General features: G+C 42.8%; 18 protein-coding genes. 1 reads left to right on the forward strand and 17 read right to left on the reverse strand.

All coding sequences use genetic code 11. From position 1 onward, the window contains the following. Nucleotides 1-42: 42 nt before the first annotated feature. From BQ7997_RS15675 to BQ7997_RS15745, 13 genes are all read right to left on the reverse strand, one after another. The gene (locus BQ7997_RS15675; RefSeq protein ID WP_073347154.1) at nucleotides 43-1,227 is read right to left on the reverse strand and encodes a glycoside hydrolase family 130 protein; all 1,185 of its coding nucleotides are present in this window, start codon (nucleotides 1,225-1,227) and stop codon (nucleotides 43-45) included. A 145-nt stretch (nucleotides 1,228-1,372) separates the two neighbouring features. Then, complete coding sequence (locus BQ7997_RS15680) at nucleotides 1,373-2,551, reverse strand: pilus assembly protein N-terminal domain-containing protein (protein WP_073347471.1); 1,179 nt, start codon at nucleotides 2,549-2,551, stop codon at nucleotides 1,373-1,375. 25 nt (nucleotides 2,552-2,576) lie between these two features. Next, nucleotides 2,577-4,142 (reverse strand): glycoside hydrolase family 30 protein, encoded by a 1,566-nt coding sequence (locus BQ7997_RS15685; protein WP_073347155.1) that lies wholly within the window; start codon nucleotides 4,140-4,142, stop codon nucleotides 2,577-2,579. A 34-nt stretch (nucleotides 4,143-4,176) separates the two neighbouring features. After that, nucleotides 4,177-5,802, reverse strand: coding sequence for a RagB/SusD family nutrient uptake outer membrane protein (locus BQ7997_RS15690; protein ID WP_073347156.1), 1,626 nt, complete (start codon nucleotides 5,800-5,802; stop codon nucleotides 4,177-4,179). Nucleotides 5,803-5,840: 38 nt separating this feature from the next. Beyond that, nucleotides 5,841-8,906, reverse strand: a complete 3,066-nt coding sequence (locus BQ7997_RS15695; protein WP_044656347.1) for a SusC/RagA family TonB-linked outer membrane protein — start codon at nucleotides 8,904-8,906, stop codon at nucleotides 5,841-5,843. 539 nt (nucleotides 8,907-9,445) lie between these two features. Next, on the reverse strand, nucleotides 9,446-9,844 hold the full coding sequence (locus tag BQ7997_RS15705) for a hypothetical protein (RefSeq protein WP_022140385.1): 399 nt from the start codon (nucleotides 9,842-9,844) through the stop codon (nucleotides 9,446-9,448). 13 nt (nucleotides 9,845-9,857) lie between these two features. Next, nucleotides 9,858-10,118 carry a type II toxin-antitoxin system HicA family toxin gene (locus BQ7997_RS15710; protein ID WP_083589260.1) on the reverse strand — a complete coding sequence of 87 codons (261 nt, stop codon included), beginning with the start codon at nucleotides 10,116-10,118 and terminating at the stop codon, nucleotides 9,858-9,860. Between the two features lie 298 nt (nucleotides 10,119-10,416). Continuing rightward, nucleotides 10,417-11,607: a glycoside hydrolase family 130 protein gene (locus tag BQ7997_RS15720; RefSeq protein ID WP_022140387.1), complete on the reverse strand. Its 1,191-nt coding sequence runs from the start codon at nucleotides 11,605-11,607 to the stop codon at nucleotides 10,417-10,419. Between the two features lie 74 nt (nucleotides 11,608-11,681). Continuing rightward, nucleotides 11,682-13,088 carry an Ig-like domain-containing protein gene (locus BQ7997_RS15725; RefSeq protein ID WP_159436772.1) on the reverse strand — a complete coding sequence of 469 codons (1,407 nt, stop codon included), beginning with the start codon at nucleotides 13,086-13,088 and terminating at the stop codon, nucleotides 11,682-11,684. Between the two features lie 51 nt (nucleotides 13,089-13,139). After that, nucleotides 13,140-14,681, reverse strand: a complete 1,542-nt coding sequence (locus BQ7997_RS15730; RefSeq protein WP_022140389.1) for a glycoside hydrolase — start codon at nucleotides 14,679-14,681, stop codon at nucleotides 13,140-13,142. A 26-nt stretch (nucleotides 14,682-14,707) separates the two neighbouring features. Beyond that, nucleotides 14,708-16,402 carry a RagB/SusD family nutrient uptake outer membrane protein gene (locus tag BQ7997_RS15735; RefSeq protein WP_022140390.1) on the reverse strand — a complete coding sequence of 565 codons (1,695 nt, stop codon included), beginning with the start codon at nucleotides 16,400-16,402 and terminating at the stop codon, nucleotides 14,708-14,710. A 33-nt stretch (nucleotides 16,403-16,435) separates the two neighbouring features. Further along, nucleotides 16,436-19,486 carry a SusC/RagA family TonB-linked outer membrane protein gene (locus BQ7997_RS15740; protein WP_073347160.1) on the reverse strand — a complete coding sequence of 1,017 codons (3,051 nt, stop codon included), beginning with the start codon at nucleotides 19,484-19,486 and terminating at the stop codon, nucleotides 16,436-16,438. A gap of 63 nt (nucleotides 19,487-19,549) precedes the next feature. Further along, nucleotides 19,550-20,908: a DUF4925 domain-containing protein gene (locus BQ7997_RS15745; RefSeq protein ID WP_073347161.1), complete on the reverse strand. Its 1,359-nt coding sequence runs from the start codon at nucleotides 20,906-20,908 to the stop codon at nucleotides 19,550-19,552. A gap of 183 nt (nucleotides 20,909-21,091) precedes the next feature. Between BQ7997_RS15745 and BQ7997_RS15750 the strand changes: the two genes are divergently transcribed. Beyond that, nucleotides 21,092-21,304: a hypothetical protein gene (locus tag BQ7997_RS15750; RefSeq protein ID WP_235817305.1), complete on the forward strand. Its 213-nt coding sequence runs from the start codon at nucleotides 21,092-21,094 to the stop codon at nucleotides 21,302-21,304. 47 nt (nucleotides 21,305-21,351) lie between these two features. On the opposite strand, the gene BQ7997_RS15755 is transcribed toward BQ7997_RS15750, so the two are convergent. From BQ7997_RS15755 to BQ7997_RS15770, 4 genes are all read right to left on the reverse strand, one after another. Next, nucleotides 21,352-21,822 carry a hypothetical protein gene (locus BQ7997_RS15755; protein WP_022140395.1) on the reverse strand — a complete coding sequence of 157 codons (471 nt, stop codon included), beginning with the start codon at nucleotides 21,820-21,822 and terminating at the stop codon, nucleotides 21,352-21,354. Beyond that, nucleotides 21,815-23,035 carry an ATP-binding protein gene (locus tag BQ7997_RS15760; protein ID WP_073347162.1) on the reverse strand — a complete coding sequence of 407 codons (1,221 nt, stop codon included), beginning with the start codon at nucleotides 23,033-23,035 and terminating at the stop codon, nucleotides 21,815-21,817. Before BQ7997_RS15760 ends, BQ7997_RS15755 begins: the two co-directional genes overlap by 8 nt. Before the next feature lie 177 nt (nucleotides 23,036-23,212). Next, nucleotides 23,213-23,656 carry a VOC family protein gene (locus tag BQ7997_RS15765; protein ID WP_022140397.1) on the reverse strand — a complete coding sequence of 148 codons (444 nt, stop codon included), beginning with the start codon at nucleotides 23,654-23,656 and terminating at the stop codon, nucleotides 23,213-23,215. A gap of 72 nt (nucleotides 23,657-23,728) precedes the next feature. Then, nucleotides 23,729-24,646: an alkaline phosphatase family protein gene (locus tag BQ7997_RS15770; protein WP_073347163.1), complete on the reverse strand. Its 918-nt coding sequence runs from the start codon at nucleotides 24,644-24,646 to the stop codon at nucleotides 23,729-23,731. Between the last annotated feature and the right edge of the window lie 434 nt (nucleotides 24,647-25,080).

Consider the following 25,080-nt stretch of genomic DNA (forward strand, 5'->3'; position numbering starts at 1 on the left):
GGCTCTGTCATATGACAACCGGATAACTTTGCGCTTTTAATTTTAAACGTATTGCTCTGTCATGACCAGCTTGTTCGTCTCTACGAGCTTACAGATGCTTTTCACAGACGTAGCGGAACGGAATCCGTCTGCCGGTGTGTGGAGACAATAATCCGTCAGCCTGTCGATTGACGAGGTTGCCACGTGCATACGGGTGTCGGAAGAGGCGTAATAGATATATACTGTTCCGTCCTCATCAACAATCCAACCATTCGAGAAAAGTACGTTGGATACATCTCCGGTTCTTTCCTCTCCCATAGGGGCAAGCAAGAAACCGCCCGGTTCGGCAATGATTTTAGTCGGGTCTTCCAGAGAGGTCATATACAGATAGAGTACATAACGCAAGCCGGCTGCGCAGGCACGAACTCCGTGAGCCAGATGTAGCCAACCTTTTGGGGTTTTGATAGGATGAGGCCCTTCACCGTTCTTCACCTCTTTGATGGTATGATAATGGCGGTGGTTGATAATGGTTTCTTCTTTCACTTCCGCATGGGTTATATCATCTATCAGTGCCCAACCGATACCGCCGCCGTTGCCGGCATTGATGAAATTATCTTGCGGACGGGTGTACAGGGCATACTTGCCGTTTACAAATTCCGGGTGCAAAACGACATTTCGTTGCTGGCTTTTGGAAATCAGGTTCGGCAGTCGCTCCCAGTTCTTCAAGTCTTTGGTACGCACGATACCCGCTTTGGCTATGGCAGAAGACAAGTCGCCGGGGGTGGCGTCCGGGTCAAGGCTTTCGCTGCAAAAGATACCGTAAATCCAACCGTCTTCATGGGCTGTCAGGCGCATATCATACACGTTCGTCTCTTCAGGATATAAATCCGGCAATTGAACCGGATACTCCCAAAAACGGAAATTATCTATTCCGTTCGGGCTTTCGGCGATGGCGAAGAATGATTTGCGGTCATATCCTTCCACCCGTCCCATGACAAGGTACTTTCCGTTGAATTTGATAGCTCCTGCATTGAATACGGCATTGATGCCGAAGCGTTCCATAAAGAAAGGGTTCGTTTCGGGGTTAAAGTCGTATCTCCATTCCAACGGAGTGTGGGCGGCTGTCAATATGGGATATTTGTAACGTTCAAAGATGCCGTTGCCGGGCAGTATCTTTTCATTTTCACGTGAGATGAGCGATTCGAATTCTTCGGTAAGAATACGTAATCTGTTATCATATCTATTCATATCTATTCAAGAATTTATAAAAAGAGACTGGCTACAATACAGACAGAAATAAGGAACGTACTGTGTTGCGCGGACAGTCTCTTTTTATGTTGGTCATTTCAAAAGTATGGGGGTACTTTCAAAATCCATGTGTCAGGTTTATAAATTATTGCTTGGTTATCATATAAGAACGGACAGTGCAGCCGGCTTCCAGGAAGCTGACCCAATACCAGCCATCTTCTGCTTTATCAATGCGACAGTCTTCTATCGGATATTTTACACTCTTGTCGATTGCGTTTCTCGTCACCTTATATAGTACAGGGGCACTCTTATCGCCTTCTTTCAAGTCTCCTGAGAATTGCACGGCAAAACCGCTGGCAGAAGTTCCGGAGCTTTTTATAACCAGTTCGGACATATTGAACTCTTCCGAATGAGTAATGATACCTACGGCCGAAGTAGACAGGCTTTGATAAGAACTGGAGCCTTTAATCAGGTAACGATAAGACGGATCTTGCATATAAGGGCTATCTATATAAAGCACATTGATACTGATTGATTCGCCTTCCTGGTCACTAATAGTAATCGTTTTGTTGAAACGGTATCTTCTGAGCCCTTCGACAATGACTTCTGTTCCGCTTTCCGCTATTGTGCATTTCAGATACGTGGCAGAACCATTGTTTGTACAGGTATAGCCGCCGTTACCATTCAGAATTTTAAGCGTCAGGGGTTCGCCGACCGTCAGATAAGAGATTTCTTCATTATTGTCGAGTGCCAGTTTCTTGATGACTTTTACGGAAAGTTCCGCACTCTTATTCAGCCTGTCGGTCACTGTAACCGTTGCAGTACCCGGTGACAGGGACTCTACCCGGATCTGTCCTTCTTCATCTACCGTAGCTTTGGCTACTGATTCGTTATCGACAGTCACTTTGTATCCTCTGTTTCCCGTATGTATCTGAATTGCTTTGCTTTCGTTCGGATACATCTTGGTGGAAGAAACCGCCAATACCAATTCACTTAACTGGTCAACGATTACTTTTACACTGATGCTCATTTTCGCCCAGTCGGTGATTGTCAGGTTGGCGCTACCGGCTTTCAATGCAGTTACTTTAATCGTGTTTCCTTCGGCGATGGCCGTCACTACATCTTCATCCGAACTGGCAATCTTGTAGTTCCCATTTCCCTGAAGCATCCGGATTGTCCCTTCCGGTGTCTCGTCGAAGTTGATGATCAGCTCTTGCGTATCCGGCACCAGTTGATGGTAGGAAGGAACATCATCGTTACAGCCGGAGAATACGGTAACGGCTGCAAGCAGGAATCCTGCTAAATATAATAGATTTCTTTTCATACTATTCATTGTTTATTTGGAACATTTATTCTGCTTCAATATCTTTCATTTTACCGGTGATGGTAACAACGCTAAACTTGGGAACGGTGATGGCACGCAGTCCGCTAAGAGACGGGTTTATTTTCTTGCGTTGCCATTTCACGCCTTCGTCCGATGTATATGCAATCATCGTCTGGAATTCTTTTCCTTCAATCTCCAGTTTCGTTTCGAAAGCCTTGCTGGTAGAGTTATTTACTAATACGATAGTATAGGTGCCATCGTCTTTCACGTAAGCTGTCATTAACAGTTCTTTGGGGAAGGCTTCGTCGTCATTTTCAGGAGCAATCGTTTTTACATCCACGCGGCGGCTTCCTTCCGGGATAAACTTGGTGAATTGTCCGTAGCTGTAATAGCGGGCGGCTCTTTCATAGTTTGTTCCGGGCAGTGCTTCTTCCAGTCTGATAAGTGCTTCATTATTGGTACAAGGACGTGCGCCTGCCCACCATACAAATGCATTCAGGTTGGAAACAGCCAGGTAATTGTGGAAAGTGGTGGCCCATTGCATCGCATTTTTCCAAGACGGGTCATACGTATCCGTAGAACTGGTTTCTGTATTCCAAAGATGAATATTCTTTTCTGCACAGAGGGGAGATTGTACAAATTCCGTGTTACCGATTAATGTATATCCGTGAGCGGCAGCAATGATATTGGAATTTGCTAATTCGGGGCGAGCCTTCAAACCGTTTTCGAGGAAGGTGACTCCCGCTTTCCACCATGAATGCTCTCCGAAGATAATTTTCATATCCTGATAACCTGCCTTGTCTAAAGCCGGGCGAAGATTATCCTGGCAGAAATTGGCCAAGTTACCATAAGTCCAGCTACATCCGTTCCATCCTGTTCCGCTACTGTTCGGCTCATTGGACGGTGAAATGGCATAAATCTTAATACCGAATTTATTCGTATATGTATTGATGAAGTCTATCAGATAGTCGGCGAATTCGTCTCCCGAACCGGTCTTCAAACTACCGCCGGAAGGTTTTCCGTTGGATTTCATTGTCCCGGGAGGACTCCATGTAGAGAACATGAACTTTACATCTTTGTATTTTCTCTGAAGGATGTCCACCAGCCACATTTGTCCCAACTGCACCTGTTCGCCGCATCCCGAACCGTTGAAGTCTCTCCAATAATCATTAATCATGGACGGGTCATTCGGAGCCAGGTTGAATGTGCGGTTAATACCGAAGTCGATAACATTGGTAGTCGGGTTCTGATAGTGTGGAAATACCTCACCCCGGAAGATATTCAGTTTCAAACCATTCTCGCCAAACAAGTCGTTTACTACATCTTCACGTTGCATATGGTTCCATATACGGTGTGACCATTCGGCAAAAGCACATCCGAAACCATCAATAATCTGATGTTCGTGCCCATCTCCGAGCTGTACTTTGATGACAGCTTCGGTAGTCGGTTCGGCAGAGAAACCGTCGTCTTCGTCTGTTTCTTCTACCGGGTCGGGAATGTAGACATCACCGTGACTCAAACTTCCGTCCTCACAAGAGTATCCTAGAAATAGGAAGAGGGATACGAATAATAATGAATATATCTTTTTCATATTGTTTCTTTATTAAGTTAATCTTGCCCGGGCATTATCTCCATAGGCTGGTTTGCACCATCGCAGTATTATTGTTTAATTCACTGGTCGGTATCGGATAGTACAGGTGTTTTTCCTGGAAGTTTTCCGCACCTTGCTTTCCATTAGCCTTGAGTATCAACTGGATTTCACTAACGGAATACCAACGTTTGAGGTCATCGAAACGGTGGCCTTCCGCGAAGAATTCCAGTAAGCATTGGTGTTCGATTTCAGCCATCAGGTCGGCTTGCGCGAAGGTTTTTTCCTGAAGTCCCGCCCGTTTGCGGATTAGTTTCAAGGCGTAGTTGGCGCCGTCCGCATCGTCCGTTTTGGCACATGCTTCAGCATAAAGCAACAGTACTTCTGCAAAACGCATCACACGTAAGTTGCTCGATCTTCCTTCCTTGTTGCCCATGTTGTCCGGCGCTTTATCGTCCACATAGTATGCGACGTTTTTTTTAATCAGGAATTTACCTGCTGTTCCGCTGACATTGAAACTGGGAGCACCACCTGCCATTTTACCTTCGTTGCCTTCCCAAAGGTCGTCCATAGAATAGTTGTTGCCATACCATTTCTCATTAGGCACTTTATCGCCATAGTTGGCCGCGTCGAAGAAAAGACTGGCATACATACGCTTGTCAAACTTGGTATCCGCATCACCCGGACGGGTTTCTTTCGTAAATTCTCCTACGATTAAAGAGTTCGGCATCAGCTTGGCCCATCCGCCGGATTTTACCGGGCCGATAAACTGTGGTATGTAGCAACCCAGGCAGATACCGCTTTCATTACTCCAGGAGTATTCTCCGTCAGGGCTGTATGCTATTTCGTACACGGATTCTTTGTTGAATTCTTCTTCATTCGTGAAGTTCTTTCCGAAGTCGTCGATTAATTCATAAGAATAAGGAGATGTCAATAACGTTCCCAACAACTGTTTTGCTTCCGGATATTTATGTTGGGTGGCATATACTTTACCCAACATTGCGATAGCGGCGCCTTTCGTTACCCGCTCTTTGGCCGTAGTACGTTCCACCGGTAAGTTGCATTTGATGGCATTGCCCAAATCGTCTTCCACCTGTGCCCATAAGGCAGCCTCACTGGCAGGGCCTTTGTTCGTTTCATCTTCGTTGGAAGGTATCAGGCGCAAAGGAACTTCCCTGTAATTGTTGACTAGCAGGAAATACTGGTAGCCGCGCAGGAAAAGCGCTTCACCCTTAATCATCGAACGGTCGTCTTCAGTGATGCCCGATGCCGGTATCTGGTCGATATAACGTAATACGATATTGGCACGTTGGATGCCTGAATAAAGTGCTCCGTAAGGGTCGTTGCCGGTAGACGGTGAATTCAGGAAGTTTGCGATATTCCACATAGGGACTTCTTCTCCTTTGATTGTGTAGATATCGTCCCCGCGACCGTTCAGGTTCAGCCATCCGTCAAATGCGCCGAAGTACCCGTACATTGCCCCCTTTATGGGAGAATAGGCGGCGGCCAGAGCGCTTTCCGCGTCTGCTTTATCTTTCCAGAAATTACTTTCCGTGAAATGATTCGGGTCTGACAGGTTCAAAAAGCTGGATTCGTCGCACGATGTCAGCGTTCCGGTGAGAAGAGCTGCCATGCACATATATGATAACCAATTTCTTTTCATGTTTATAGACATTTAATGTTTAATATTAATTTAAGGTATTACAGGTTCACTTGTATTCCGAATGAGATGGTACGGGGCAACGGATAACGTCCTTGGTCGATACCTCTCGAGAATACGTTGTAGTCAACGCCCGCGACAGTACTTTCACCCAAATCCGGCGTGTAGCCCGAATATTTGGTCAGTGTGAAGAGGTTTTCCATTGAAGTGTATATTCTTACATTTTCAAGCTTTACCTTCTTTGTCAGGTTTTTGGGTAATGTATAACCGATATCCAGTGTCTTCAGGCGCAGGTATGAACCGTTTTCCAGCCATCTGTCGCTATATGCCCATTTATTGTCCGCGCCATCTGTCTTGGAGAAGCGTGGGATGTCGGTGTTCTGATTATCCGGCCGCCATGAGTTGGCAAGTACAGTGCTCATGTTCCCGTTGAAGTTTCCTGATTCCAGACGGTAACGCGGGTAGTTGTAGATTTTGTTGCCCACCATTCCGTCAAAGAAAAGGTTGAAGTCGAAATTGTTCCATTCACCACCCATTCTTACTCCGAACGTGAAATCGGGGAAAGGACTTCCTACATCGTGCTGGTCGTCTGTATTAATCTTGCCGTCGCCGTTCCAGTCTTTGTAACGTACGTCGCCTACTTGCGCTCCGGGTTGGATGAGTTCGCCGTCTTTGTTCTTGTAGTTGGCAATCTCTTCCGCCGAACGGAATATACCGTCCGTCTCAATCAGGTTGAAATAGGACATCGGATGACCTTCGGCAAACATGTTGATACCACGACCGCCGGCACCGTGTGCGCTATATCCGGAGATCATCAGGTTCTGTCCGCCCAATGTAATCTTAGTCACTTCATTCTTGTCGGCAGCGATATTGGCGCCTACATAATAAGTGAACTTCTCCTTGATGGAACCACGGTAATTCACGGCAAATTCAAATCCTTTATTCCGTACCTGACCTGCGTTCTGGATCGAGTTTCCGCTGATACCGGTGGAAGCGGTCGATGGAATAGGCAGCAATACATCATTCGTATTTTTAATATACGCATCCGCAGTGAAAGTCAATTGTCCGTTCAGCAGGCTGACATCCAGACCGATGTTGTAAGTCTCCGTATTTTCCCATGTCAGGTTGGCGGGTGAAATAGCCTGTACATAAGGCATAGAGCCAAACCAGGGCGCATTGTTCGATACATAGTTCATCCCGTCCGATACGACACTCTGCGTAGGATAATAACTGGTCATTTCCTGATTACCGAGTTTACCGTAGCTGAAACGTAGTTTCAACTGGTCGAATACATTCTCCAACGGTTTGAAGAACTTCTCGCGGTTGATATTCCATCCCACGGAAACAGACGGGAATGCGCCGTACTGATGCCCTTTCTTGAAGCGTGACGAACCGTCGCGGCGGATGGACGCGGAGAATAAATAACGGTCGTCATAGGAGTACATTACACGTCCGAACAGAGATACCAATGCCAGTTCGTTCAGGCTGCTGGATGCTTTCAGGTTGGAAGGATCCACGTTGCCCGGCATCGTTTCTATAAACTGGGGCATGTCGCTGTTCTTCCCGTACAGGCTGTGGCTCTTGTCCTTTTGTGCCGAATAGCCCGCAAGGAGCGACAGGTTATGCTTGTTGAACGTACGGTCGTAATTCAACGTATTTTCCAATACCCATGATTCCCAGGTGGATGATTTCTCTTCCAGGTCGGGCTTGTCATTCTTTCCGAATGTTCCTAAATCATACGCATCCGTATATTTGCGGTATTTGGTATGTTCTTTCCGGATACCTACATTCAGCTTGTATTTTAATCCTTTGATGATTTCCGCCTGCAGATAAGCATTGAGGAAGATTCTGGTAGTTTCGGTACGTTCGTCATTCACGGTCATTTCCGCCAACGGATTGGGCAGGTTTATATCGTTGGAAGTACCCCAACCGCCCGAATTTGTAGAGTCATATACCGGCACTACCGACGGGAACTGGAAGATATCGAACATGGTATCCTGATGGATATATCCGCTTCCTTTGGTCAGGTTTACAATCATGGATTCACCTATCGTCAACCGGTTGTTCAGGAAAGAATAATCACTCTTCAAACGGATGTTGTAAGATTCATGATCTGTATTGCGCAAGATACCTTCCTTATTGAGATAACTTACGGACGAACTGTAAGAACCATTTTTTGAACCGCCGCTGATGGTTGCGTTGGCCTTGTAAGTCATGGCGGTGCGCAGCATTACGTCCTGCCAGTCTGTACCTTCACCGATGAAAGGCGTTGCTCCGTTTTCCGAACCGTAACCATCACCCGCCAGGCGATAGTAACGTGCGAAACGGCTATATTCTTCTCCATTGAAAACCTTCAGTGTTTTGGGGGCTTGACTGATACCTGTGAAGAAATTGACGTCCAGTTTGGTAGGCATGTCTTTCCGCCCGCTTTTCGTTGTGATTAATACCACGCCGCCTGCTGCGCGTGAACCGTAAATGGCTGCTGCGGCGGCATCTTTCAATACCTCGATGGAGGAGATGTCATTAGGGTCTACCATGCTGATGTCACCGAATGCACCGTCAACGACGTACAACGGATTGTTGTTGGATAATGAACTGATACCGCGCACATTGATGGTCATACTTCCGTTAGGGTCACCGCTGGAACTTGCCACCGATACTCCGGGAATCTTTCCTTGTAAAGCCGTTGCGGCATTGGAGGCCACCTGCCCGTTCAGCTCTTTTGCGCTGACCGAACTTACAGCTCCCGAAAGATGGCTTTTCTTTACTGTGCCGTAACCGATAACCACTACTTGCTCGAGGGCTATATTATCTTCTTCCATCGCGACATTGATGGGTGCTCCGGATGTAACGGCCCTTTCTATTTGTTTCATACCTATTGTCGAGAATATCAAAGTATTCCCTCTGCCTGCCTTGATGGAATATTTCCCATCCGCGTCTGTTACTGTGCCGGTGTCTTGACCTTTGACTCTGACCGTAACTCCAGGTAAAGGTTCATTCGTTGTAGCTTCTGTCACTACTCCTTTTACTTCAATGTCTTGGGCTGCCAGTGGAATACTAGCCATGCAGAGAAATAAGAATAGTAAGAAATGAATTTTTCTTCTCATAATTTATTGCATTAGATTTATAACTCCAGTTCAATTATCAATTGATCCATGGAAATTTCAATTGATAATCGTCTGATGCAAAAGTAGAGGATAATGCTCTGCAAGGCAAATGATATCTTAGCTCGTTCTGATACAATTTTGCCTGTATTTTTTGATGTAATAATTATTTAATAAGACACGTGTGGGTTGCATGTAGGACTGAAAAAGCTTATTTGTAGGCTGTGTGAGGGTTATGTACTGTGATGATATTTCTTGTGTGTCGGACGATTCTGTCTTATTACTTGTTTTCGAGAAAGGTAATATGGTATTAGAACAAAGAATAGTAGTATTAATTTGTTTTTATTAATGATACTATTTTGCAGTTAGTTGTATAAGATTATATCGGGAGAACCCTTTTAGGACAAAAAAATTGCTATCATTTTGCTTGAGCTGTAGCGACTTCTTTTGAAGAAATCCGTTATCTTTATTATGAAAAGAGAGGAAATCCTTGCGGGGATACCCTCTCTTTACTTTTCTATTTTGAAAAGTCATCAGACAAATTAAAGAGATAAAGCTATTAGTTCTTCTCCTAATGAGTGCAAGGCTTTTTCTATTTTGCGACGTACGTTCTCGCGTGGTTTTGAGATCCCGTTAGCATAATTCCACAATTGTTTTTGATTGATTCCAGTCATTCTTTCCAACGCTGCATTAGTAAAAATACCACTGTAATGTTGTAATAATGATTGTGTATCGTACTTCCATTCAATGGAATATTCTCCTTTAATAATAGTAGGCCATTGTGATTCCGGAAGATTCTCTTTAATCAACCGTATAGCTTCCAATACATCTCTTTTGGTTTCGGCAACAGTATTACCTGCTGCATAAATACCGCTCGCATTTTCTGCATACGCACCAAAATGGTCTTTACTTGCTCCGATGTTGATAATTAGTTTTTCCATACAAGTCTCTCCTTTATCTTAAGTTCATATCTCTGGCAATTGCTCTTCTTAGAGGTTCAGGCATTTCTTTAGCACCATGATAAGGTACTGGTGGTGAACAAATAACCTCAATAACCTTTCCTTCTTTGTCTTTTATTTCTTTTTTATAGAAATAATGACTGCCTGATGCATGGCTGAATGTCCAATCGTTTTTAGTGATTTTCCGATGAAATTCTGTATATTTCATTTTTTCTTTGTTCTGTTTGACTAGTACAAAGATAGGAACTTTTTCCATTAATTGCAATAAAGAATGGAAATATTTCTATTTAGGAATGAACAAACTACAAATAGAAGGTCATATAGGCAGAGAGATACATTACTCCTTTCTTTACGCACAGGTTCTTCGGATGAATCACATAACATTCTCTCTATTTATCATCTTATTAATACGCAAATTTAATGATATATTCTGCAATGCGCACTTTTTGTATCAGTTATTGCCCTGCTTTATAAAAAAGCCCGCCATTGACGTGGAATTTGTCAATGACGAGCAGCTACTATTATTCTAAGACCTATATCTAACTTGTGTTATCTTAAAAATAAACCTTTTCTGCCGTTACATATTTGTTAGCTTCTATGAGCTTACAGATATTTTCTACAGAAGCGGCAGAACGTAAGCCGTCTGCCGGTGTGTGAAAGCAGTAATCTATCAATCTGTCTAGGCTGGAAGTTGCTACGTGCATGCGGGTATCCGAAGATGCATAATAGATATATACCGTTCCGTCCTCATCTGCAATCCATCCGTTGGAGAAGAGTACGTTCGATACATCTCCTATTCTTTCTTCTCTTACGGGTGCGAGCAGATATCCTCCGGGTTCGGCAATAATCTTTGTCGGGTCTTCGAGAGACGTCATGTACAGATAGAGAACATAGCGCAGTCCGGCGGCGCAACCACGCACGCCATGGGCGAGGTGCAACCATCCTTTTGGGGTTTTGATAGGATGAGGTCCCTCGCCATTCTTCACCTCTTTTATAGTGTGGTAGTGACGGTGGTTGATGATAATCTCTTCTTTTACTTCTGCATGAGTCATATCATCTATTAATGCCCAGCCGATACCTCCGCCGTTTCCGGCGTCAATAAAGCTGTCCTGCGGACGGGTGTACAAAGCATATTTGCCGTTGACAAATTCCGGATGCAGGACGACGTTGCGTTGCTGACTTTGGGAAATCAGGTTCGGCAGGCGTTCCCAATTCTTCAAGTCTTTGGTGCGGACGATACCTGCTTTCGCTACGGCGGAAGACAAGTCGCCCGGTGCGGCATTCGGATCAAGGCTTTCGCTGCAGAAAATACCGTAAATCCAGCCGTCTTCGTGTGCCGTCAGGCGCATGTCGTAGACGTTCGTTTCCGACGGGTCTGTATCCGGTAGTTGTATCGGGTATTCCCAAAAACGAAAATTGTCTATGCCATTCGGGCTTTCGGCAATGGCAAAGAATGATTTGCGGTCATTCCCTTCCACACGGACTACCATCAGATACTTTCCGTTCCATTTGATGGCTCCCGAATTCATGGCAGCATTGACTCCTATACGTTCCATAAGCCAGGGATTCGTTTCCGGATTCAGGTCATAACGCCACTCCAAAGGAGTGTGCTCGTTTGTTAAAACCGGATATTCGTATCTTTCAAAAATCCCGTTGCCTGGAAGAATTCTCTTGTTCGGGCGGGTTATCAGAGTTTCATGCGTTTCTTGTAGAAGACGTAGTCTATCGCTATATGATTTGTTCATATTCTTATCTCTTTATAAAAGAATTCCGGTGCTGTTAATAGTATCCGGAATTCTTTTATACTAATGTGTAAGTATTATTTGGTCTCAGTTACAATATATGACCAAAGATAATTAGTTCCTTCATAGAATCTGATCCAATATTTACCATTACCATCTGTACCAGTTTCTGTTTTGTACACTTCCAAATTGTTAATAGAGATTGGTTCTACCTCCTCACCTTCTGAATTGAGATGATATAAGGTCGGATTATCTTTGTAACCATATATAAGGCGGTTGCCTTCAAATGAAAGGACGAAGCCGTTTATATATTTCGAACCGGATTTTGTTCCTATAGTCAGGTATTCGCGTCCGTTTTTCGTTTCGAACTTACTATTAGTCGGGATACCAATGTTGCCATCAATATACCATCTTGCACATCCGTATGCATCAGCTTTATAATTTACCTCTTTCACAATGATTTCCAAAGACTTGTTAAGCTTGTTGTCTGTCACTGTAATTGTTTGGTTGAAAGCCATCTTTTTCTCTATACCACTTATGGTCAGTGCCTTTTTGTCATCAGAGATAACACATTCTAATGACTCGCTAGTTGTGCTAATGGTATAATCTTCGCTACCTTCCAATATTTTAATAGTTTGTGGAGTTTCGATGTCCAAGAGAGTAATGGTCGTCTTTTCTAATTTAAATTCGTCTACAACTTTAATAGCGATAGTGGCTGAGAATTCCCACTTGTCGGTAACCGTGATTTTAGCTTCACCTTTTGAAACTCCAGTAATGCTGATTACATCACCCGATTCGGAAACTACGGCAGTAGCTATCTCTGCGTTGTCACTGGTAACACTATACTCACCGCTACCTGCTATGATTGCAATGTTTAGAGTTCCATTAATCGCTATTATGTCTGAAGTCTTTTCGAGTACCAACTGGTCGCATACAGTTACATTTATTGATGCTGTTTTACCATCAGCATCAGTCACTTTGATGGTGGCGGAACCGTTGCCCACGGCAGTAACCTGCACTTTTCCTTCTGAAATCAGTTTGACCGTTACCACTTCGCCATTACTGCTTTCTACCTCATAGCCTCCGTTGCCAGCGATAATATTAACTTCAATGGGTTTTGTAGCTTTCGTCATCACTAACTCTGTTTTATCCAAAGTTAACTCAAAATCTTCCTTTACATTTACATTGATAACAGCAGAATGTTTAGACCAGTCCGTGATAGTGACAGTTGTAACTCCATTATTTAAACCATTCAACGTAATTTGATTGCCATTAAGAGTAGCTGTTGCTACATTCTCGTCAGCTACAGTTACGTTATAGTTGCCGTTTCCTTCTGTGATGTTTACTATTGCTGTAGGATTTTCTCCGTCTGCTTGGATAAATACTTCTGTCTTATCCACTTTAAGATCACTATATGACGGGAGATCTTCTGAGCAACCGAACATCAGTATGGCGGAGCTTAATAAAGCTCCTGCCAAATTCATAATATTCTTTTTCATTCGTATTACTTCTTTTTAAATATTCAACAGCTACTTTTATTTGAATCTACCAGTGATAGTTACTACACTATATTTAGGTACAGTAACAGAACGTTTGCCGCTTGATGAAGGATTCAGTTTCTTGCGCAACCATTTTACACTGGAATTGGAAGTGTATGAAATCATACTATCAAACTCTTTACCATCAATTTCCAGCAGCGCGTCGAATCCTTTAGTTTGTGACTTGTTTACCAATACGATGGTATATGTATCGTCTTTAATGTATGCTGACGCACTCAATTCTCTCGGGATTCTGTTTGCCGTTGTCGATACGGTTTTTACATCTACGCGTGTTGAACCTCTTTTGATATATCTGGAAAACTGTCCGATAGAGTAATAACGATCTACGCGATAAAAGTTATCACTGAAATCATATGCATTGGTTTGAAGAAGATTTTCTCCAGTTGTAGAACATTGACGTGCTCCTGCCCACCATACAACAGCACTAGTGTTCGCTTTAGTCAGGTAATCACTATAGTTCTTCGCCCATTTCATTGCATCATTCCAAGTTTCGTCGCGAGTCTTGTCATCGCAAGTTTCTGTCTGCCATACATGAATACCTTTATCTTGGGCTGCTTTCATTGGAAGTATGTTGTCATCAACTGTAGAATAACCGTGTCCTGCTGCAACAATATTAGCATCCACTAAACCGGGATTGCTTTTCAGTGCATTTTCTACCCATGTTACAGCATTTGCCCACCAAGGTAATTCTCCATAAATGATTTTTGTATCCTTTAAGCCTTGTCTATTCAGTTCCGGGCGTAGGTTGTTCATCGTGAAATCTGCCATTTGCTGGTTATCCCATATACAACCGTCCCATCCGCCCATGGCTTGGTCAGGTTCATTCCACCCGGAGATACCATAAACGTTGATACCGAATTTGTCTTTAAAAGCTTTTGCGAAACTGACCAGGAAGTTAGCGTATTCATCGCTATATTTGCTGTTGAAAGAGCCGCTTCCACCATTCTGTTCTTCGCCTTCGCCAAAAGATTTCCATACAATCGGGGGAGTCCACACGGAGAAGAAGTAATAGATGTCCATCCGTTTTCTCTTACATAGATAGTCGATAATCCACAGTTGCGCATATTCTTTAAATTTGTCTGCATCCGACTTATAGAGTGTTTTTGCTTCAGAAGAATGTGCTCCCAGATGATAGTTCTCTTGTGTCTTGAAATTGAAAGTCTTTCCGTCAGCTGATGCGGATGAGGCGCATACCTCACCACGATAGACATTGAATCTTAATCCATCTTCACCATATAGGTCGTCCATAATCTGTTCACGCTTAGTACATCCGTAAACGGCTTCCGCCCAACCGAAATTACATCCGAATCCGTCGATCTCCTGATGCTTGCCTTCAGGTAGGATTCTGATAACTGATTCCGTAGCAGGCTCCGGTGACAGACCATCATCCTCGTCAGATAGGACTACCGGATCCGGAATATACACTTCATCATTGCTCAGGCTATTGTCGTCACAAGACGTGATGCCTCCGAGCAGCAAGAACAAAGACGTGCTTACAAATAAATATATCTTCTTCATAAATTCGTTTCTTATAGTGTTATTAATTATTTCCATAATGGGTTCTGTTCAACTGAAGAGTTGTTCAGTTCGCCGGAAGGAATAGGGAAATATTTATATTTTTCTTTGAAATTAGAAGCTCCTTGTTTATCGTTACCTTTCAATATCATTGAGATTTGAGGGGTAGTATACCAACGTTTGAGGTCGTCGAAACGGTGACCTTCACCGAAGAACTCTAATAGGCATTGATGTTCAATCTCTTTCATCAGGTCGATTTGTTCGAAGTCTTTCTTCGGTAAACCTGCTCTTTGGCGGATTTCGTTCAATGCCCAGTTGGCCTGATCTTTATCTGCTTCTTTGGCGCAAGCCTCAGCGTATAGCAATAATGTTTCGGCGAAACGTATTGCACGTACATTGTTTGCTCTTCCTTCTACGTTGCCCATGTTATCGGCACTTTTTGATTTTACGTAGTGTGCGGTGTACTTCTTCAAAAGGAACTTACCGATTTGTGCACCGCTCGATTGGCTTACATTAAAGATAGGAGCACCACCAGCCATTTTGGAGGCATTACCTGTCCAAAGATCGTCCATTGTGAATAGACCGCCATAGAACTTTCCGTCATACCAGCCATTTTTCTCTGATACCCAGTCTCCGTATTCACTTGGAGTGAAGAACATACTGGCATAGATACGTTTGTCATACTTTGAATCGACAAGTTTTGAATCTGTCCCGCGTGTTTCGGCAGTAAATTCGCTCACAAGGAATGCAGAAGGCATTAACTTAGCCCATCCACCCGATTTTGCAGGACCTATAAACTGTGCCAGTGAGCTTCCCAGGCTGATACCGCCTTCATTACCCCACGACATATCACCGTCGCTGCTATATTGTAATTCAAATACCGATTCTGCATTGTTTTCGTGGGCAGTAGTAAAGTTGTCCACGAAGTTTTCCATCAGTCTATAGCGTTTTCCCGTAGAAGGAAGACCGAATGGATCGTAAGACGAATCTATCAGACCTTTCAGCAGCGTTTTGGCTTCGGCATACTTGTGCTGCGTTGCGTATACCTTTCCAAGTATGGTGATGGCTGTACCTTTCTCAATGCGTCCTTTTTGTTCTGCAGGGCGATTCTCGGGCAAGTTTCCGTCGTTGATGGCAGTGATCAAGTCCGTTTCAATCTGTGCCCAGATTTCAGCTTGGGGAGAAGACGTTTTGTTTGGATCATCTTCATTAGACGGAATCAGGCGCAAAGGCACATCTCCGTAGTTATTCACCAATAGGAAGTATTGATATGCTCTTAGTGTGAGTGCTTCTCCTTTAATCGTAGCACGGTCGCTTTCTGTGATGCCGCTTGCCGGAACATTGTCGATATATCTCAACACGATATTAGCACGCTGTATACCGGCATAAAGTGCACCGAAAGGGTCATTACCTGTTGTTGCAGAGTTTTGGAAATTAGCAATATCCCACATACTGGCTTCTTCGTTTAGTATCGTAAAGATATCGTCTCCACGGCTGTTGAGGTTTAACCATCCGTCGAATGCGCCGTAATATCCATACATTTGATACTTGATAGGCGAGTAAGCCGCAGCCAATGCGCTTTCTGCATCTGCCTTATCTTTCCAGAAGTTTTCATTGGTAAAGTGGTTCGGGTCTTTCAGATCCAGAAAAGAGTCGCTGCACGATGTCAGCGCTCCCGAAAGGAGAGCTGATACAAGCATATATGATAACCAATTCTTTTTCATATTTTAAATTTTCAGTGTATTAATCTTAGTGTATTATAAAGCTAACTGAATGCCGAATGAGAATGTACGAGGAATAGGGTAGCGTCCTTGGTCGATTCCTCTGGAGAACACATTGTAGCTTACACCGGTGGCTGAACTTTCACCCAAGTCAGGAGTATAGCCTTTATATTTTGTCAGTGTCAGCAGGTTTTCCATTGATACGTAAAGACGCAAGTTCTGAATCATTGCTTTTTGCACCCATTGTTTGGGGAATGTATATCCCAGGTCAATTGTTTTCAGGCGTACATAAGAACCGTCTTCCAACCATCTGTCTGTGTAAGCCAGCTTGTTGTCCGTACCGTCTGACTTAGAGAAACGTGGCATATCGGTATTTGTATTGTCCGGTCTCCAAGAGTTGGCTACGTTTGTGCTCAGGTTACCGTTGAATGCTCCTGATTCGAGACAATAGCGCGGGTAGTTATAAATCTTGTTACCAGCCACACCGTCGATGAAGATATTGAGGTCGAAGTTGTTCCAGTCGCCACCCAGTCTCAAACCGAAATTGAAGTTAGGAAGCGGGCTGCCTACATCGTGTTGGTCATTGGTGTCAATCTTACCGTCACCGTTCCAGTCTTTGTAGCGAACATCACCTACCTGTGCACCTGGTTGAATCAGTTCACCGTTTCTGCCTTTGTAGTTTTCGATTTCCTCCATGCTACGGAAGATGCCATCTGTTTCTATCAAGTTGAAGTAAGACATGGAATGACCATTTTTGAACATATTGATACCACGTCCGCCTGCTCCATGAGCCGAATAACCCGAAATAGACATATATCTACCTCCTGCTGTGATTTTAGTAACCTTGTTGTTTGCCGTACTCATGTTGGCACCAATGTAATAGTTGACTTTGTCGCCGATAGAGCTGCGCCATGTAGCAGATAATTCTATACCTTTGTTCTGTACCTGTCCTGCATTCTTGTCAGGCATCCCGCTGAGACCAGTAGAAGATGGTTCAGGAACGGGTAATAATACGTTATTTGTGTTTTTGATATAGGCATCTGCAGTCAGAGCCAATTTTCCGTTAAGCAACATCACATCCAGACCTATGTTATAAGTTTCCGTATTTTCCCAAGACAGGTTGATTGGTGATTTAGCTTGTACGTAAGGCAATTTACCAAACCATATCGTATTGCCTTGTAGGTAGTTCATGCCGTCGCTTACTATACTTTGTGTAGGATAATAGCTCACCATTTCCTGATTACCCAGCTTACCATAGCTCATACGTAGTTTCAACTGGTCAAAGATATTTTCTAACGGGCGGAAAAACTTCTCACGGTTGATATTCCATCCTACAGATACGGAAGGGTAGCTGCCGAAGCGGTGTCCGTCTTCAAAGCGTGACGATCCGTCACGACGGATAGAAGCAGAGAACAAATAACGGTCGTCGTAAGAATACATCACACGTCCGAAGAGAGAAACTAAAGCCAATTCGCCGCGTGAACTGCTTGATTTCATGGTAGTCACGTTACCGGTCATGGTGTCGATAAATTTCGGAATGTCGGAGTTACTGCCATTCAGGTTGTAGACATAATCTTTCTGTGCAGAATAACCTGCCATAGCCGAGATTGTATGTTTGCCGAAAGTGCGGTCATAATTCACGGTGTTTTCAAGTACCCATGAGTCGAAGCTTGAGAAATTTTCCGAAAGATCCGGTTCTTCATTGATACCGTAGGTTCCCAAGTCATACGAATCCATATAATTGCGGTTTTTCGTATGGTTTCTTCGCAGACCCAAGTTCAACTTGTATTTCAGTCCATTGATGATTTCCGCCTGAATATAAGCGTTCAGGAAGATTTGCGTATTTTCGCTAGAGATATCATTCACTTCGGACAAAGCATAGGGGTTCGGTAGGTTGATATCTGCTGATGTTCCCCATCCGGTAGCATTGGATGGATCGAACACAGGAACCACAGTCGGGAAACGTAGTATGCCGTTCATAGTGTCTTGATCCATACCGCCTATACCTTTGGCAAGGCGAAGAATTAATGATTCACCTATTGTAACACGGTTGTTGAGGAAGCTGAAGTCACTTTTCAATCGGATGTTATAAGATTCGTGACTGCTATTGCGCATGATACCGTCTTTATTCAGATAACCTCCGGAAGCGCTGAATGATGCGTTCTTAGAACCTCCTGTAACGCCTACATTTGCTTTGTACACCATAGCTGTGTTCAGCATAATGTCCTGCCAATCTGTTCCTTCGCCAACGAAGGGCACAGCGTCGGTTTCTGCACCGTAACCATCGGCTGCCAAGCCGTAGTAGTTTGCAAAGCGGCTGTATTGTTCGCCATTCAGTACGTTCAGTTTTTTAGGGTTCTGTTGAATGCCTGTAAAGAAGTTTACGTCAACTTTAGTCGGCATTTCCTTGCGCCCACCTTTGGTAGTAATCAGTACTACACCACCTGCTGCACGAGAACCGTAGATGGCAGCCGCAGCCGCATCTTTCAGTACTTCGATAGACTGGATGTCGTTAGGGTCTACCATATTGAGATCACCGAATGCACCGTCTATTAAGTATAATGGATCGTTATTTGATAATGAACTGATACCACGCACGTTGATGGTCGCTCCATCGTTCGGATTACCGCTTGAAGTCATTACAGATACACCGGCAATCTTTCCTTGCAGTGCATTAGCGGCAGAAGTAGTGACATCTCCGTTCAGTTCTTTCTTTCCTACAGAACTAACTGCTCCTGAGAGATGGCTTTTCTTCACAGTACCGTAACCGATAACTATCACTTGGTCTAGTTGAACATTATCTTCTGCCATTGATACGTTGAGGGGAGCGTTGGAAGAAACTTTTCTTTCAATAGTCTTCATACCTATAGTAGAGAAGACGAGAATGTCGTTCATCTTTGCCTGTATGGTGTATTGACCATCTACATTTGAGATAGTGCCGGTGGTGGTTCCCTTCACTTGGACAGTGACACCGGGCATCGGCTCATTGGTCGATGCTTCGGTAACTGTACCCGTTATATTTATTTCTTGTGCAAACCCGGAGAGGGTGAGAAGACACAAGAAGAAAAAACAAAGTATTTTTTTCATGATACTACTTGAGTGATTAAACTGTACTTATTCATTAGAAATCTGTTTGTTGTCATTTGGCTATTACTTTTCTAAATGTAATCCTATCTTGACATATTTGCATTCTCCTTCGAATGTTCCATTTCCTTTCTCTGTTTTATATGTCAATAAGTCAGGCAAGCGCTTTAAGAAAATCTTGATATTTGGTACGTATGCAGCTATTGATGGTTCGCTTTGTATTAATGGCATGAGAAAGCCTAGAGCAGCTTCGTTATTACCTACTTTTGCTATTAATCTAAGAGCACCTAATAAAAATTCACCGTCAATGTTAATAGACATTTTATTACCATCAAGCTTGTAGGTACATGGAATACCCTTTTCAAGTGCCGGTTTCAGAAACTCAATCAATTCTGTACCGAGTGCCTTAAGGTCTTCCGCTGCTCCACGGGTACCGGGTGATGGCTGTACAAGGCTTTTTATAGTATTTACTAAGAATTGACCATTGATGTCTAAATAAAGACGATCAGCTTTTTCTTCATCATAATAATAACGCACAATATTACGACTCATATTTGAACTCCATCTGTCGGGGTTGGATGTGTCATTGTCCCATGCGTAAGTAGCATATAAACTTCCATTCGGCATAGCTGTGATACTTTGCAGTAAATCTGCAATCATTTGCTGGGCATCAAATACCCCGATCATCTTAGCTAGATATAATAAACCTTGAAGCTCATTTGGAGTATAAGTATCAATACTCATATTACCGAGACCTGGCATATTAATTTCTCCAAATCTTATTTGTATATCTGTATCCCAATCAAACCATAATGGGGTCATTGATGGACTAGGCAATTCTAGATTAGGTTTTTGTAACATCCACGTACCAGCTAAGGTCTGATTTGTCAGTTCATAATTAACCTCCATAGACATTTTCTCATCAGCCATTTTACCTTCAAACTTCATGGTATATGTAGGCTCAATAAGACTACCTTTAAAGATATAGCTTGATCCATTTTTGTATAAAGGAACATTAGTAAAGGTAAGTTCTTTTTCTCCCGGAATTACGCAGCTTCCTGTGTACTTAAGACCCATACCTTGAATTAAGTTCGCACCCGGAATCAATCCAATTACACTTTCCAAATCAGTTTCGAGAGCACTAAATGTAATTGTAGCTGTTTCGTTATTTTCGTCTACGGCCATAACTACCTTCTGTCCTTCAAGTTCATCGCCATTGCAAATCATTTTCAGGTCAAAGTCCCCCTGCATACTATATTCACCGTTCAAATCGGGAAGTTCTTCGCCTTCCTCTTCCGAACCAGTACCTTCTGTGATTTTCTGTTCCAGATATTCGTCATCGACACCATTTACACAAGAAGTAAATGTACTTGTGTAGCTCAAGAAGCATGCTACACTAATAAGATAAGATAATTTGTTTTTCATTGCATATATAATTTTATATTGTTTGAATCTGGGAGCAAAGGTAGGGTGGTTTAGTACGAGGGACAAATATAATTTTATCAAATACTAATACAAAATTAACAAAAAGCATAATAATGAGTAAAAAGAGTGATGTAATCTCTTTGATGTCATACTGAAATGCTATAAATGAATGTGCTTATTGATATGAAGATTAGATGTATCAACGAACGGCAGATAAGGATGGTGAATATGCTTTGGGATGGTTTCGATGGAAAACTGACTTCTTCCAAATGGGGAAAAATCACAAAATGTTCTCCTGACACTGCGTTGCGTGATATACAGGATTTAATAAATAAAGGAATATTACGTAAAACGGAAGAAGGCGGACGAAGCACTAACTATGAATTGGCTCTATAAAAGTATTGCGGAGAATAAGACATGTTTTATTCTCCGCATTTTATTTCCTAAGTCTTATTATCCGGTTGATTCGACTTTAACCCACGCAAATCGCATTGATACATTTGACGGAAACGGATTTTAGCTTTCTCCAATACAGTATTACCACGGTTTGCCGGAAAGGAAGCCGCAACGATTCTGGCACGTTTTTCTTTATTGGTTGGATGTTTGAGTTTTTCATTCTGAAGCGTGCTTTCCAACTGTACTATTGCATGACTGACATCGACACCTTTCAATTCTACCAATATCTGTATCCAGTCATTGCTCGCTCTTTCTACCAGCACCATCTTGTCGCATTTATTACCCCGGGTGATAATATGCCCGTCTATCTGATAAACAACAGACTCTTTTGAATTGCTGACTTCAAGGGTATAGCGTTTACCTTTTTCAGACGTACTTACAGTTTTTCGTACTGTCAATGGTTGTTCAACAATATATCCCTCTCCTTTTAGCTTCTCGTGCAAGTTTGTATCAGCCATAAATAATCGAATTTAATGCGGCAATGCTCTCGTCTACTAAATCGGATATTCCGTCAAGCTCCAAACCGCTTACCATATGTAGTTCGGCATCCACAATGTCTTTCAATGTTCCTTCTTCTGTCAGATAATAAGCACCGATGCTTCCTGTCGGCAGGATATAATTTTCCGGAACAATTTCTGAAGTAGCCTTGCTGTCTTTTTCCCATGCCGCAGAGGCTACCATTAAAACATTCAAAGCGGTCAAAACATACGGACTATGTGTTGTCAGTGTTACCATACTGTTATGTCCGGTGCGTACAGAAGCTTTCTTTATGGCATTGATAATGCTCCGTACCAGGTTCCATTGCGATTCAGGATAAAGATTTTGTTCCAGTTCTTCAATGAATAACTGCGCAGACTGGTAATTGAGTAAGTGAGACGACAAGATTTCTCCATTAGTTTCAGTCAGCCTATCACCCGATGTCCGTTCGCGAAGAAATTTAGTCATCATATCATAGAGTTCCCCTTTGCTAAGGGAAACAGGTTGACCGGCCATTCCACACACATATTCAACTAATATCTCTACAGGAAGAGCAGACTGTACACCACTTGAAGCATAAAAAGTAGTGAACTCCTTTTTCTTGTCTTTCAAGCGTATAATGTCCGTTCCTTTCTCTTTATCAAAATAATACTCCATATTAGGAGCAATGGCCAGTGTCTTGGGTTCGGAATTTGTATAGAGGTCTTTGGCTTCCCCCCATTCGAAAACAAAGTTGAAGAGTACATCCAAATCTGATGCACGATAAGACCGGTCTATATTTTTTATGGCGGAAAGCAGATTCCTTTCCGATGGGATAAAACTTAGTTTTGTATTATAACGTCCATCATCGAATGCGGATAAACGTTCTATGCGGGCATTGCTCCGAGTGCCATTTAAATGTATAGTCACGCAATCTCCCTGATAATGAATTTCACTATCATTTGAAAAGTACCCTGCGTTGAAACGGTAAAACTGCATCAATTCTTTAAGAAATTTATTATTGTGAGTATAGGCAGAAAGTACCGTATCACTTCCCGTCATAATCGTCTTTTCCAACCATCGGCAATAACTAAGAATTTTCATCAGGGTACTTTTTCCCGTACTCTGTTTTCCAATGAATAGATTGACCATTTTCAGGTCTATCTTGCCGGTTTCATTCAATGGGCCTACATGCTTGATTTCAATAGAAGCCATATATTTTGCTCTAATTTGTTGAATTCTAAAACAAAAGTAGCAAATTAAGTTTGAACTGCCAATAAAATGCTTCAATTGGCTTTATAAAAGTTTTGCGGAGAATAATAATGCTATTCTCCGCAAATTTCCATAATTGTATGTTACTTTAGCAAACTACCCTTCGTCTGCCTTCATCTCTTAGTGGAATTTCTTGTCTTCCTCGAGAAGTTCCGGGCTACATTCCTCCAGTGCCAGAGGAGTGAAGAGTTCTATAAGATTTTCTTCAGGATCACGCAGGTACAGGGTGCGCATCCCCCAATCGGGCATATCCGTAGGTTCACTAATAAACGTCACGCCTTTTGCTTTTAGGGCGGCAAAGGTTTCGTCTAGGTTATCCACACTGAATGAAACCATCATTTTCTCGCGCATCGCAACGGGCTGCTGCTTGTCTGCATTGCCTACCGAAGGTGCCATACTGTCGGAACTGAAAAGGGCGAAGCCTTCTATTCCGTCGGCTACCTTAAAATTGGCATATCCGCTATTTTCATCTCCCCAGGCTGGCTCTAATCCGAGCTGTTCGGTGTAGAATCTGAAGCATTTGGCGAAATCTTTTACTAATAATCTTACGTTGCTGAATTTCATTGTTTATTAATTAATGGTTTGTATTAAAAAAGCTTTTTTTCTTTTTCAACATATAATAATCCCGGAGTGAGACTATTTGAAAACAATCTTCATCGGTCTGCCAATCCAGACTTGCGGTTGTTCGAGGTTGAAGATAGATGCTATTGTGGAAGCTACATCGTATTGCATCATGCTTACATCGTCAAACCGAAGCCCTTTCTTGATATTCTTGCCGGAAATGATGAACGGAGTTTCCATCTCCTGCATCGTCTTTCCACCATGTCCTTTGTTGATGCCACCATGATCGGCAGTCAATATGAAAATAGTATCATCAAGGATTCCTGCGTCTTTTACTGCTTGGACAATTTGGCCCACGTATGTATCCAGTTCTTTGAGTTTCTCATAATATGCAGGAGTGTCATGTCCCTCGGTATGGCCGGTATGGTCGGGACTGTCATAACAAATGGCAACGAGAGCCGGATGCTTCTCCTTGATATAAGCGGATGCCATGTCACCCAATTCTGTAGGAGTCTTGCTGTAATCGGCCACATGATAATGATAACTCATAGAAAGGGTGTCCACTAAATATTTGATTCCTTCCCATTCGTACAGACAACCGATTTCTGCTTCCGGACGGGCGTCACGCAATAGTTGGAATACGGTCGGGAAGATGCCGTTCTTGTTTAATACACGCGACGGAAGTTCGGGTGTTTTGGAGCCCCATTCGGTATATCCGTGAAGTTCCGGCCCGGCTCCCATAAACATGGATGCCCAGTTGATGGCGCTTGAAGAAGGAAGTGCCGAACGTTTCTTTAATGTATAAGAGCCGTCTTCCATCAGTTTTTTTACGTTGGGCATATCCGCTTTCGGAAGACTGTATGCGCCCCAGCCGTCCAGACCGATGAGGACAACATGTTTGGCTTTGTCTTTTCCTTTGGCATTGCAAGAGAAAGTGAGACTGAAGAGTAAGGCAAATGTAGCAAGTAGTGTTAATGAAATCTGTTTATTCATGATACTTTTATTTAAATGGTTAATGTTTTATTCGTTTGTTTGGCGAGAGCGTGTAGCTGTTGACAGGCAAAGGTAGGACTATTTTGAAAGAGAGGCAAATATAATATTAGCAGATACTAATACTTTTTTTTCAAAAGACGGTGTTGTAAGGAAAATATTATGCTCCATTTGTATGCAATATTAACTATTCTATGATCCTACTTGTTCATATATGAATAAGTCTCTTTCTTCCTAGTGATAATATCTTTACGGTTTTATAATAAACCCGAGTGTTGTTTTTAATAAATAGTTGAGGGGTTTATTATAAACGGTATCCGAGTTTATTAAAAACTATTTTTGATGAATTTCTTGATTGTTTGTGAATTATATATACAAAACGGGAGAAAATCAGTGCTGATTTTCTCCCGTTCGACTTCCTTTATATATGGAAATAT

The sequence above is a fragment of the Bacteroides congonensis genome, assembly GCF_900130125.1.
In the GTDB taxonomy this organism is placed as follows: domain Bacteria; phylum Bacteroidota; class Bacteroidia; order Bacteroidales; family Bacteroidaceae; genus Bacteroides; species Bacteroides congonensis.